12 protein-coding genes are annotated in these 13,611 nt (G+C 35.9%); 11 read left to right on the forward strand and 1 reads right to left on the reverse strand.

Features of this window, described 5'->3' with window-relative positions; translation table 11 throughout:
- The first annotated feature begins 39 nt into the window (after positions 1-39).
- The 11 genes from K319_RS0110320 (at position 40) to rimM (ending at position 11,780) form a co-directional block, all read left to right on the forward strand.
- Complete coding sequence (locus K319_RS0110320) at positions 40-1,854, forward strand: TonB-dependent receptor plug domain-containing protein (protein WP_034671692.1); 1,815 nt, start codon at positions 40-42, stop codon at positions 1,852-1,854.
- Between the two features lie 20 nt (positions 1,855-1,874).
- Positions 1,875-2,936 carry a DUF5074 domain-containing protein gene (locus K319_RS0110325; protein ID WP_034671672.1) on the forward strand — a complete coding sequence of 354 codons (1,062 nt, stop codon included), beginning with the start codon at positions 1,875-1,877 and terminating at the stop codon, positions 2,934-2,936.
- Positions 2,937-3,097: 161 nt separating this feature from the next.
- The gene (locus tag K319_RS0110330; protein WP_027383596.1) at positions 3,098-4,357 is read left to right on the forward strand and encodes an NAD(P)/FAD-dependent oxidoreductase; all 1,260 of its coding nucleotides are present in this window, start codon (positions 3,098-3,100) and stop codon (positions 4,355-4,357) included.
- A 73-nt stretch (positions 4,358-4,430) separates the two neighbouring features.
- Positions 4,431-5,105, forward strand: coding sequence for a tRNA (guanosine(37)-N1)-methyltransferase TrmD (gene trmD / locus K319_RS0110335; RefSeq protein ID WP_027383597.1), 675 nt, complete (start codon positions 4,431-4,433; stop codon positions 5,103-5,105).
- Between the two features lie 44 nt (positions 5,106-5,149).
- The gene (locus K319_RS0110340) at positions 5,150-6,205 is read left to right on the forward strand and encodes a serine hydrolase domain-containing protein (protein WP_027383598.1); all 1,056 of its coding nucleotides are present in this window, start codon (positions 5,150-5,152) and stop codon (positions 6,203-6,205) included.
- Positions 6,206-6,270: 65 nt separating this feature from the next.
- The gene (locus K319_RS0110345; protein WP_027383599.1) at positions 6,271-6,720 is read left to right on the forward strand and encodes a GreA/GreB family elongation factor; all 450 of its coding nucleotides are present in this window, start codon (positions 6,271-6,273) and stop codon (positions 6,718-6,720) included.
- 93 nt (positions 6,721-6,813) lie between these two features.
- The gene (locus K319_RS0110350; protein WP_027383600.1) at positions 6,814-7,326 is read left to right on the forward strand and encodes a nitroreductase family protein; all 513 of its coding nucleotides are present in this window, start codon (positions 6,814-6,816) and stop codon (positions 7,324-7,326) included.
- 62 nt (positions 7,327-7,388) lie between these two features.
- Positions 7,389-9,701 (forward strand): T9SS type B sorting domain-containing protein, encoded by a 2,313-nt coding sequence (locus tag K319_RS0110355; protein WP_027383601.1) that lies wholly within the window; start codon positions 7,389-7,391, stop codon positions 9,699-9,701.
- Positions 9,702-9,719: 18 nt separating this feature from the next.
- Positions 9,720-10,316 (forward strand): hypothetical protein, encoded by a 597-nt coding sequence (locus K319_RS0110360; RefSeq protein ID WP_027383602.1) that lies wholly within the window; start codon positions 9,720-9,722, stop codon positions 10,314-10,316.
- Positions 10,317-10,585: 269 nt separating this feature from the next.
- Complete coding sequence (locus tag K319_RS0110365; protein ID WP_027383603.1) at positions 10,586-11,158, forward strand: 30S ribosomal protein S16; 573 nt, start codon at positions 10,586-10,588, stop codon at positions 11,156-11,158.
- Between the two features lie 79 nt (positions 11,159-11,237).
- The gene (gene rimM, locus K319_RS0110370) at positions 11,238-11,780 is read left to right on the forward strand and encodes a ribosome maturation factor RimM (protein WP_027383604.1); all 543 of its coding nucleotides are present in this window, start codon (positions 11,238-11,240) and stop codon (positions 11,778-11,780) included.
- Positions 11,781-11,784: 4 nt separating this feature from the next.
- Here the strand turns inward: rimM and K319_RS0110375 are convergent, their stop codons facing one another.
- Positions 11,785-13,431 (reverse strand): serine hydrolase domain-containing protein, encoded by a 1,647-nt coding sequence (locus K319_RS0110375; protein ID WP_027383605.1) that lies wholly within the window; start codon positions 13,429-13,431, stop codon positions 11,785-11,787.
- Between the last annotated feature and the right edge of the window lie 180 nt (positions 13,432-13,611).

Here is a 13,611-nt window from a genome sequence, read left to right on the forward strand (position 1 = left end):
TGAAAATTTATTAAAATGCTTTCGGAGGAAAGGCAAGTTATGATGAAACGTACTTTTGCATTTTTTTTTATTGGATTGATAGGTCAGGTTTCCGCTCAGGAATCTTTGATTGACACCGTATTTATTGATAATCAGTTCGGTAAAGTTTCTAAAACCGCGAAGACCACCAACCTCGATTCCGATAGAATTCTTGAGAATTCAACCTCTTTATCAGATCTATTGAGATTTCAATCCAATATTTACATCAAAGAAAATGGACGTGGCGCAACTTCTTCGCCAAGTTTTCGGGGAACAACTGCTTCTCAAACCGCTTTTGTATGGAACGGGATCAACATCAATTCTATCTTTCTAGGTCAAGGTGACATCAATAATATGAATCCATTGAGCTACGAAAATGTCGGAATCAAATTCGGAGGCGGAAGTGTGATCTATGGAAGCGGCGCAATCGGCGGTTCTATTCATCTTAATAATATTATTGATTTTAACAGAGGTTTCAAAGGGACTTTGTTTTCGGAATACGGCTCTTTTGGAACGAGTAATTCCGTAGCTCAGGCGAAATTCAGTAATGAGAATTTCAGTTTTAATCTTAATATCAATCATTCCAGAAGTGAGAATGATTATGAAGTTCCTCAAAGGAAATTTGTCAACCGAAACGGAGAATATCAGAATACGAGTTTCAATCTCGGCGTAGCTTACAAAATCAATCCGAATAACGAATTCTATTGGCAAAGTCAACTCTATGACAGCGGCCAACATTATCCGATTTTTGAGGAAAGCCAAACCAGAACCAAATATCAGGTTCAGACTTTCCGAAGTTTGGCTGGCTGGAAATTACATTCCGGGAAATCTAGAAACAATTTCAAACTCGCTTATCTGGAAGACAATTTTCAATATTTTGGAGATATTAATAAAACTAAAACCAGCGGCGGAATTGGAAAGCAATATATTATCAAGAATGATTTTGATTTATTAGTTTCGAAAAATTCGTCTTTCAATCTCGTGACAGAATATCAGTATAATGAAGCGGAAGGTTTTGGCTCGGGAATCAAAACTCCAAAAAGAAATTTGGGAAGTTTTTCTTTGCTTTACAGAAATTCTCAATCTGAAAAATTCTATTGGGAATTGGGTGCAAAACAGGAAATTGTAGAAGATTATAAAAGTCCATTTTTGTTCTCGGCAAGCGGAAAATATTCGGTCGACAATTGGTATCAGGCAACTTTGAATATTTCGAGAAACTTCCGAGCGCCGACTTTCAATGATCTGTATTGGCAACCTGGTGGAGATCCAGCATTGAAACCAGAAACTTCTAATCAAATAGAGATGTCGCACAACTTCAGTTATAGGGATTTCAAATTGGGAATTACACCTTATTATATGCACATTGTTGATGAGATTGTTTGGAATCAGGTAACTCCTACGATTTGGTCTCCGAAAAACATTAAGAAAGTAGATTCTTATGGATTGGAAACGAATTTGTCATTTGATAAAAGCTTTGGAAAGCATCACATTTTCAGCAATTTGTCTTATACTTATTCGCAATCCATTGATCTGGAAATCAAAAAACAAATGATGTACGTTCCGCTTCACAGAGCTAATATTAATATTAATTATCAATATTCTTTTATTGGGTTTTTCATTCAAACAATGTACAACGGAAAAACTTATGTTGATGAAAATGAGAAGAAGTCTCTGAAAGATTATATGATCCTGAATTCGGGAATAACAGCTAAGTTATCTTCGAAGTTTCAGCTTGGTTTCAAAGTCAATAATATGACCAATCAGATCTATCAAACAGTTGATTATTACTTTATGCCTCAAAGAAATTATGCAGTCAACCTGAAATTAAATTTTTAAAACAATAAATAAATTTACATATGAAAATCAACAAATTACTAACCGGACTTTTCGCATCTGTTCTTCTGACATTCGCAGCTTGTAACGATGACGATTTCGACTTTAACAATCAGGAAATCTCTTATAGCGGGATTCTTATAGCTAACGAAGGTTCTTTTAACAAACCGGATGCGACAGTAGATTTTTTGTCTTCCGATTTGAGCACAAGCCAATCAGGAATCTATAAAACTGTTAATAACGAAGACCTTGGTGACGTTCTTCAAACTATCGGTTTCAAAGGGACCAATGCTTTTTTAGTACTTAATAATAGTAACAAAATTGTAATCGCCAATCGTTTTAATTTTCAGAAAAATGCAACGGTAACTTCTAATCTTGTTAGCCCAAGATATATTGCTTTCACAGACAGCCAATATTACGTCACCAACAACAATTTCTTTGGCACTTATAAACTTAACATCTATAATAATGCTGACAACACTTTTATCAAAAGCATCAACTTTGACCGTTATGCGGAAAAAGTAGTTGAAGCAGGTGGTAATATTTTGGTACAGACAGATGGCTCATTATATAATGCATCAACGGGAACAATGGATATTACGGGACACACTATTACCATCGTAAAACCATCTACTAATAATATTGACAAAACCATAACACTTCCAGATTCGGGAGAAATAAAAGACCTAGTTTCTTACGAAGGTTCAGCTTATGCACTATCTTCAACAGCAACAGACTCTTACATCTACAAAATCAATCCTTCAGACGGAACTTTCTCAACAGTTACATTGACGGGAATTGCCGATGCTCAGAAACTAAGAATCGATTCTGGCTATTTCTATTTCCTTGATGGTGGAAACAAAGTGTATTCTAAAATGACAGCGACTCCAACTTCTGAAATCAAAACTTTGTTCACGGCTCCAGGTTACGGCTCTTATGGCTTTAATATCATTGATGGCAAAATATTTGTATCAGACGCAAGCTTCACAGGAGAAAGTACTTCTTACGTTTACAATGCGTCAACCGGAGCTCAAATCAAATCGTTCAAATCCGGAATCGGAACGAACGGTTTCTATAAAAATTAATTTTTTCATCATTTGTGTTTTTTAGGACTCTGTCAAATCTATTTTTGGCAGGGTTCTTTTTTTATTTTAAATGAAAGAAATCATTCTTTTGACAAATTTTAAGCATAATATTTGATTAGTCCAAAGCAAAATAAAAACCTTAATTTTATAAAAAAATCGCAATGAGGGAAAAGATCGTCATCATCGGAGGTGGATTTGCAGGTTTACAACTTGCGAGAAATCTAAATAATCAAGGAAAATACAAGGTAATGGTCATTGATAAGATGAATCATCATATGTTCCAGCCATTGTTTTATCAGGTTGCGACCGGACGAATCGAACCTTCCAATATTTCTTTCCCATTCAGAAAAATCTTCCAAAAATCGAAAAATATTCAATTTCGAATGACGGAAGTCAAAAAAATCGTTCCTTCTGAGAACAAGGTCATTGGCGAAGATGGTGTTTTCACTTATGACAAACTAGTCATTGCAACTGGTTGTAAAACCAATTTCTTCGGAAATCAGAAGATGCAGAATCTGGCTCTTGGAATGAAAAACACTCAGGAAGCCATTACGATCCGTAATCACGTCTTGATGACTTTTGAGAAAATGATCATCGAAAGAAAAGCCAGCGACGATGGAAACTGGAATCTCGTAATCGTAGGAAGCGGACCAACCGGAGTTGAATTGGCAGGTGCATTTTCCGAAATGAAAACCAATATTCTTCCGAGAGATTACCCCAGAATGAATTTCTCCGACCTCAACATCGTTCTTATCAGTGCAGGAGAGACACCATTGGAAACAATGAGTAAGGAATCCCAGGAAGCTGCAGAAAAATATCTCGTTCAGTTAGGCGTGACTTTTATGAAAAATGAAAGAGTTACGGATTACGACGGCGAAACGATTTTTATGCAAAGCGGAAATTCTATCCCTACAAACAATGTGATTTGGGCAGCCGGTGTTACAGGAAACATCATTGATGATTTCAACAAAGAAAATACTGTAAGAAACCGATATGTGGTTGACCGATTCAACAAAGTGAAAGGTTATGATAATATCTTTGCTATTGGTGATATTGCTTATATGGAAACGCCAAAATATCCTCAGGCGCATCCACAATTAGCCAATGTCGCTATCAATCAAGGAAAAAATCTGGCCAGGAATTTCAAAAAAGATTCTGAAAAAGACTGGCAAGAATACGAATATATTGACCGCGGTTCTATGGCAACCATCGGGAAACATAGAGCAGTTGTCGACCTTCCGAAATTTAAATTTCAGGGATTTCTTGCTTGGTATTTCTGGATGTTCTTACATTTGATGCTGATTCTGAGCGTCAGAAACAAAATCGCAATTTTCTTCAACTGGATGTGGAGTTATATTAACAAAGACTCTTCATTAAGGCTGATTATTGCACCGTCCAAAAAAAACCCGACAGAACAATAGTATAAATGATTATTGATGGATAAATGATTACAATTCATCGCTTATCATTTATCTCTTATCATTTATAAAAAATATGCGAATCGATATCATCAGCGTACTTCCGGAACTTATGGAAAGTCCTTTCAAAACCTCAATCCTAAAAAGAGCGATGGAAAAAGGATTGGTAGAAGTTCATTTTCACAATATCCGTGACTGGAGCATTGGCAAACACCGTCAGATTGATGACGAACCTTATGGCGGAGGCGCCGGAATGATAATGATGGTAGAACCATTGGACAAATGTATTTCCGAACTGAAATCACAAAGAGATTATGACGAGATCATCTATCTCACACCAGACGGCGAAACTCTGAATCAAAGAATCGCCAATACTTTATCCATCAAAAAAAATCTGATTTTCCTTTGCGGACATTACAAAGGTATTGACCAAAGAGTCCGTGATCTGCATATCACAAAAGAAATCTCAATCGGTGATTATGTTTTAACCGGCGGAGAATTAGCAGCGTGTGTTTTGGCAGATTCTGTCATCAGATTGTTGCCCGGCGTTTTGAACGATGAACAAAGTGCATTGACCGATAGTTTTCAGGACAATCTTTTGTCACCACCAATCTATACAAGACCAGAAACTTACAAAGGGTTATCTGTCCCCAAAATATTATTAAGCGGAAACTTCGGAGCGATTGAGGATTGGTTGCACGATGAAGCCGTGAGAATCACGAAAGAAAGACGCCCTGACCTTTTGGAGTAAATCCATTCACTGAATTAAGAAACTTAACCAAACTCAAAAAATAAATGAGACATTTTTTCAAAGTGGCTTCGGTTGCTTTTATTACGTTATTTACTTCTTGTAATTCATCAGCCCAACAAAAAGATGATTATTCGGTAAAAATTGATAGCTTGATCAAAACTACAAGTCCAAGAAGTTTCAATGGTGTAGTTTACATTCAGCAAAATGGAAAGGAAAAATATGCAAGAGCTTTTGGTTATGCTGATTTCAACAAGAAAACACCACTTAAAATCAATGACAAGTTTTCGACAATGTCTATTGCCAAGCAAATTACTGCGACATTGATCTTGCAACAAGTAGAAAAAGGGACAATCGATTTGCAGCAGCCTATCCGAAAATACCTTCCGGATCTCAAATATTCTTGGGCAGATACAGTAACCGTTCATCATTTGTTGAATCACACTTCCGGACTTTACAGCGATGATTTGAAACCAAATTTGAAATTTAAAACAGGGAAGGAATTCAGTTATTCTAATATTGGATATTACGTTGCAGGATTGGTTTTGGAAAAGCAAAGCGGGAAAAGCTACCAGGAACTGGTAACTGCTTTATTCAAAAAATGTAAAATGAATGACAGCTTCTATCCTACCGAAACCAGTAGTCAACTTTTAACAAAAGGTCACACTATCAAGGAAGACGGAATTTTTAAATTGAATGAAAAATCAGATTTCAATCCTACTAATTATTTTGGAAGTCATTTGATTATCACAGCTCCGGATTTAGCCAAATGGAACGAATGTTTGCACAACGGGAAATTATTGAAACCTGAAACGTATCAATTGATGACCAATTATTCTATAACTGCGACGCATCCAATATTTGGTAAAAATCCGATTGGTTACGGTTATGGTTTGAGAATTAATGATAAAGCTAAAATCAATGAAATCGGACACACAGGTTTTCATCCAGGCGAAGGTTTTACAGCCGTAAATTTGTATTATCCAAAGACAAAAACCAGCGTGATTGTAATGGAAAACCAAGCAAATGAAAACTTTGATATTGCTTATTATTTCGAAGAACAAGTGAGGAAAATTGTTATGGAAAGTCAGCTTTTGAAATAAGTATAAAATCGAGTTTTGTAATCTGTTCAAAAAATAATTCTTTATCTTTATTTAAAATTGGATTTATGCAGAAGACGATTTATAATAAAAGTGAATTACGGGAATTTGTGAACGACAGTATTTCGGGGAAAGTTAAAACTTTGGAGTTTTACCTCAACTTCTCTTTGGAAGCCAGCCGAGACATCAAAAAAACATCTAAATACGATTCTATCAGAGAGGAAATTCAGGAGGAAATTTATCATTTGGACAGGCAAATGGTTTCGCTGAAAAGTATGCAGACCCAAATGCGAAAAGTTTTGAACTCTGTTTCTGATACTATAAAGCTCGGCTCTCTTGTCATTACAAATAAAGCCCGTTTTTATATTTCTGTTTCTTTGGGAGAATTCTTCTTTCAAGGTGACCGTTTCTATGCCATTTCTCCGGAAAGTCCAATGGCCCAGATAATGCTGGGAAAGAAAGTTGGCGATGATTTTGTCCTTAATAAAATCCATCAGGAGATCGTGGAGATTCTTTAGAGTCGGATTCTGGATGTCCGAAGTTTCTCGCTTTGATCTTTTCTCGTTTCTTTTTACCTTGTTCTTTCGCCTTTGTTCTTGTATCTTTGAACTATGGAAAACGCAACAATTCTCAAACATATTATAGAAGAACGCAGAAGCATCTTCCCAAAAGATTATACTGATAAAGAAATTCCACAACATATCATTGACGAGATTCTCAGCAATGCTGTTCTGGCCCCAAATCACAAACGTACAAAACCTTGGCGTTTCAAAGTTTTCAAAAGTGAGGAAAAACAAAATCTGGGACAGGAACTTCAAAGCATTTACAAAGAAGTGACGCCAGACTTCCAGTTTTTGCAAAAGAAATATGACGATATTGGTTTCAAAATTTCGAAAGCGAATATCGTAATTTCGATTGTGGTTGAATTCAGCGGATTGGTTCCGGACTGGGAAGAGATTGCGGCAACGTCTATGGCCGTTCAGAATATGTATCTTACTTGCACCGCCAACCGAATCGGCTGTTATTGGAGTTCTCCAAAATTGGTTAATCATCTTGAAGATTCCTTGAAAATTGAGGAAAATCAGCAGTGTTTGGGATTGTTCTATTTGGGAAATATCGATTAATAAAGATTAATTTGTAGGGAATTAAGGTTATTTTTAGCTTTGCAAAAACTAAAACCGACCTTGTGAAAAAAATTTCATCACTATTTTTCTTTCTTCTTTTCACCTTATTATTTTCTCAAAACAAAGAAGCTAATGATTGTGTCAACTACATTCAGATTTGCGGCAACCAAACAATCACCTTGAATCCGACCGGTTACGGGATTCAGGAATTGGACAGCACAAGAGTTTGCAAAAGTGAGGAACATAATTCCTTGTGGTTGAAATTTACAGTAAAGACAGCCGGAAAATTGGGCTTTGACCTGATCCCCACAAGTCCAGCTATAGAAGTAGATTATGATTTTTGGATTTTTGGGCCAAACGTTTCTTGTGGAAATATTGGTTTCTCAGTGCGTTGCTCAACAACCAATCCTGAAGCCGCTTTTTTAGCTAACAACCATACTGGGATGAGAGACACCGAGCCTGCAGGCGATTTCTCTGAAGGGCCTGGGAAATATGGAGATGGCTATATAAAATCTCTGGATGTTCTGCCTGGTGAATCTTATTTTTTAGTAATTGACAGACCGATAGGAAATGGATCTTTTACTTTGAACTGGACAGGAACAGCATTGCTCGAAGACCCCTTTGGAACAGCTTCAAACCCTTTCGGAGTTATAACTCCAATTGCGGTGTGTAACCCCAATTTACTCTATGATTTTTCTTTGTATACAACCAATATACTGAACAATAATCCCGATTTCGATATATCATATTACAATTCTTACGAAGATGCAACATATGATGAAAACAGAATCACCTCACCCGTAACATTACTCAACCACGATTATTATTACCGGATTCAAAGTACTGTGACAGAATGCTTCCGGGTAGAAACCATAAAAGTTGATTGGAAACCTCTAGTCCTTTCAAATCCTGAAATAAAGGCTTGTAGAAACAGTCTGGGACAAGGAACTTTTAACCTTAACTCTGCAATTCTTACAAGCGAATCAACAACAAGTATTAAATATTATCTAACATTGGAAGCGGCCCAAGACCACATTCCCGGGACAGAAATCCAGAATCCAGCGCGACACATTTCGAATGAAGGATCCGTATTTGCCTGGGTCATCAACAATAATGGATGTGAAAATTCGGCAGAAATCTATTTAAAATTTTATCCCGTTCCAAATATTGACACCAGTTTGTACAATGCCAATCTTTGTGATAACGACCTTGACAATTCGATTAGTCTGAGATTTTCAGACATTACCCCAATTATCATCAATAACCCTAATGATTTTGAAGTTTATTATTATTTAACTTCTAATACTACATCTGCTTTACCCGATGATTTCACTTTCACTCAAAATACCCCGGTCCTTGTAGAAGTAAGAAGTAAAAATGGTTGTCCATCTGCTTTTGGGACAATTAATTTTAAAATCGCACCACAGATCGTGTTAAATGGTGTTACCCCGGTAGGAATTTGTGACTCCGACCGTTCCGGGAATGAACCTGTAGATCTAAGTGACTATAGTAATCTTTTTACTACGAAAGCAAATAGCATTACTTTTTATGAGACATTGGATGACGCAAAAAAAACGGCAAACAGTATTCCCGCCATACAAGATCTGAAAGCAGATAAAAACTATTTTATACGCTTCGAAAACAACATCGATTGTCCGGCAATTGGTGAATTAAAATTAATTTTTAAAAATCCAAAAATTTCCAATCTTTTAAAAGACGAAATAATCTGTAAGGAAAATAAAATCATTTTAGAAGCAGGACCAGGTTTTGACGGCTATTTATGGAGTTCTGGCTCGGGATTTTCTACTTCGGGACCATTAGGAGTGGGTGAACACTGGGTAGACCTTACATATGATGGTTGTACAACTAGACAAAAAGTAAATCTCATCGCGGAAGATGAGGTTATCATTAAAATTTTGGAAATAGAAAATAACACCCTTACGGTTACTGCAACAGGAGGAACGGCCCCTTATGAATATTCTTTGGATGGTACAACATGGCAATTTTCTAATATTTTCAATCAACTCTCAAAAGGAATTCAGAAAGTTTTTGTAAGAAGTGCAAAAAAATGCATCCCGTCTGTAAGAGAATTTTCTAATATCAACCTTGTAAATATTATAACTCCAAATGGTGATGGAAAAAATGATATCTTGGACTACTCAAGCCTAAGCTTAAAAAACAATGCTACTTTTAAAATCGCCAATCATTATGGGCAAACAATATTTACAGCAAAAGATGGAAAATACATTTGGGATGGAAAACACAACGGAAGAATTCTGCCAACTGCATCATATTGGTATACATTGGAATGGACGGAGCCCAATACTGGGGTCATCCATAAATACAATTCTTGGATACTATTAAAAAATAGGTAAGAATTATATTATGATGTCATGAATATTTACAAAAATTTCAGTGAAGAAGAATTAGTGGATGCCTACATCCAATGGATTGATAACTCTGGTAAAATCAGTAAAGAGCTGGAAGGCGTTCTAATTGAAAGAGGAAATCTTGATGAAATTATAGCAAAAGCAAATCATAAAAAACTTGTAACCAAGGAAAAAGGAAGAATTGCTTATGAAATCAACAAATTGGTCGACAAAGGGATTTTTTTTGAAGATATACAGCCAATGATATCATCTGATATTCTAAATGAAGAAGAACTCTTTAATTTTATTTTAGAAAAATATGTTATTTTTAAAAGTAATTATGATAACGAAAAAATTGACAAGCAGACCCTATATAAAAGTTTTTTTGGCTTAATTGTAGGAACTTTTGCGGGAATTTCATTTCTCCAGTTAATTGTAACTTTTCTTCACGCATTTCATTTCTTTTTTTTGATTCCAACTTATGTGATTTGTTATTTAGTTATTAGAAAAATCACAGGCAAAACACGGGATAATTTAGTTGTTTTCATATCCACTTTTCTTGCTACGACTTTTTCGGCGTTCCTTGTCTTTTTAGTCTTCAAATTCTCTATTACAGACTAATCCCATAACCCTGATTGCAGTGGAAGTCCTTTTTTGTGTGGGCTTCGAGAACCTCAACCTGACAAAACGTGTAGCAAACAAGATTGCAACACTTCGACTCTGCTCAGCATAAACTCCAAGCAGGTTCCCGGCTCCTAAAAAATCTAATGCAACAATGTATTTTTCAAATTGGTAAATTATTAGATTTTCAAATTGTTACATTAAAATAATTTTCTATCTTTGCAAACTCAAACATTTAACCGGGACGTGTTCCCACAAATTTTAAATTTATGTCAGTAAAAATCAGATTACAAAGACACGGGTCAAAAGGTAAGCCTTTCTTCCACATCGTGGTTGCAGATTCCAGAGCTAGAAGAGATGGTAGATTCATCGAGAAACTAGGAACTTACAACCCAATTACTAACCCTGCAACGATTGACTTGAACGTTGATTCCGCTGTAAAGTGGTTAAACAATGGTGCTCAGCCAACTGATACTGCAAGAGCTATCCTTTCTTACAAAGGAGCTTTGTACAAAAAACACCTTCAAGGTGGTGTTGCTAAAGGTGCTTTTGACGAGGCTGAAGCTGAGAAGAGATTCGCTGCTTGGGTTGAGGCTAAAGATGCTAAAGTACAAGGAAAAGTTGAAGGTTTATCTACAGCAAAATCTGACGCTAAAAAAGCGGCTTTGGAAGCTGAAGCTAAAGTAAACCAAGCAAGAATTGATGCTGCTGCGAAAGCTGAAGCGGATGCAAAAGCTGCTGAAGAGGCTGCTAACGCTCCTGCTGAAGAAGTTGCAACAGAAGAAGCTGCTACTGAAGAGCCAACTGCTGAAGCAGAAGGAACTGAAGAAACTCAGGCTTAATTCTTTACAAAAAGATACAAAACAAAGACACGAGATTTTCGTGTCTTTGTTGTTTAAATAAAATTCATCATCGGAAATAATGAGAAAAGAAGATTGCTATTTTTTGGGAACGATTACCAGAACACACGGATTACAAGGCAATGTTATCTTAAAGCTGGATACAGATCAGCCAGAGATGTACAACAAGCTGGAATCGATTTTTGTTGAGGTCAACGGATTGCTGGTTCCTTTTTTTGTGGAAAAACAATCCTGGTCCAAAGCTGACACCAAAATTATATCTTTCAAAAATTCTTCTGAAGCTATTGTCAATCAATCGATTGGAAAAGGTGTTTATCTCCCGCTTTCTACGCTCCCTCCATTGACCGGAAAAAAATTCTATTATCACGAAGTGATTGGCTTCGAAATCCGTGAAGCTGATGGAAAAACGTGTGGAAATATTGTTTCCATTAATGACCAGACTGCTCAGAATTATTTCATTCTGAACCTCGCCGGAAAAGAAATCATCATTCCGATTATCAGAGACTGGATCCTGGAAGTAAACCGTGAAGAAAAATTCATCCAAATGTTTTTACCGGAAGGCTTGATGGACGTTTTCCTGGTTCCTTCGAAAAAGGACGAGTAAGAAATCACTCATTCAAAACAGAAGGCAATAGATATTCCTGAACGATTTTATCAGCCTGCGAATGAGCGTAAGGTTTGTTATACGCTTTTGCAGTAATGACAATGACAATTGGAAGTTCTTTAAAAATGATAATTTTGTTTCCACCATTTCCACTAGATTGATAAGATTCATAACTTTTGTTTCCGACTTTGTAAACTTTTCTCCAGAACAAATAACCATAACCTTCTGATTCTTTGTTATCTGCAAAATAGTTGGCAAAGGTTTTCTGAATCCAATTCTTTTCTAAAATTCTTTTCCCGTTCCAAGTTCCGTTATTTTTATAAAGCTGCCCGAACTTGGCAAAATCCAAAGCACGCATTCGTAATCCACCTGCTAAAGAAGGTTTTTGCTGAGGCGTGAATTGCCATTTGTAATTCGTGATGCCGAGTGGCTGGAATAGCTTTTTATCCGCATAATCCTTTAAACCTTTTGGAACAGATTTGTCAAGAATATCTCCTGTTACGACAACTCCCGCTGTGAAATAATGCCAGTTTTTCCCGATTTTATTTTCCGTCATTGGTAAATCCAGAGTGAACTTAACCCAATTATCCGTTGGATACATATTTTCTTCATTTCCAGCAGAATCGTAATCAGCATCATTGCCATCAAAAGCAGAACTCATTGTCAATAAGCTTTTAAGCGTAACACTATCTTTTTTCGGAGAATAATTCTTGAATTGCTTCAAATCATAGAAATCTTTCAAAGTCTGGTTTTCATTTTTGATGTAACCTTCTTTGATTGCAATTCCCATCAAAGCTGAAGAAAAAGATTTCCCGACGGAGCGCGTATCATTCAAACTGTCTCTTCCGTAACCGTTGAAATATTCTTCCAGCAATAATTTTTCATCTTTAATCATAACAATTCCCGTAATTTCTCTGAATCTATTTTCAGCAATTTTCTGATTGAGAAGTCTGATTTTCTCTTGATCGATTTTTTCATTAGAAACTTGCCAACCACTATTTTGTTTGATTTTTTGAACCGCAATTTGTTCTTCAGAAACATCTTTTTTCGGAACAATTAATTGAATTTCGCCTGATGCAATCACATTTCCAACTTTCAGAGTTGAAGTTTTCAGATATGGTTTGATCTCGATTTTCAAAGTATGGTTTCCGACATCCAAAGCGTCCATTCCGCCATTTGCAAAGAAAAACCTCATCCAAAGATATCTTCCCCATGAATCTTCATTTTGGGTGTTCAGAAACGGAACTCTAAAATTGATTTTAATTTTTTTATCCTCCATTTTTCCAGCTCCGGAATTCAGATTTTCGGTATAAATCAATTTCCCGTCAACATAAAAATTGAATTGATAATTTCCTTTTTTAAGCAATTCATCAACCGATAAAGAATTATCAAGTGTGTGTAAATAATTGACTAAAGAATTATCCAGAAAAACTCGAGCATCAAAATCTTTATCTTCCTGAAACGTCATTGTTTTAAGAAAATCAGATTCTTGGAGGTTGTCAAGCGGAACAACTTTATCTAAAAACAGGATTTGGTTTAAATGCTTTTTATGAACAGGATTGTCGGTTTTTTCAGGCTCAACGATATTTTTAGTCTGACTTTGAGAAAATCCGAACACGAAAATTAGAAGAATAAAAAAAGTTGATTTCATTGTAAATTTTATCTGACAAAATTAGACTTTGACTTTTGGAAAAAATAGAACGAAATTAACATTTGAGTTATTAGACATAAATATTTTCACAAAGAACACAAATTATTTTAATATTTGAAATATCAAAATTTTTGACCTCTGTACTAAAAATCCATATGAAGCTTTTGTGTCTTTTTGTGG

Origin of the sequence: Epilithonimonas caeni DSM 17710 (genome assembly GCF_000426465.1) — a bacterium.
GTDB lineage: Bacteria > Bacteroidota > Bacteroidia > Flavobacteriales > Weeksellaceae > Epilithonimonas > Epilithonimonas caeni.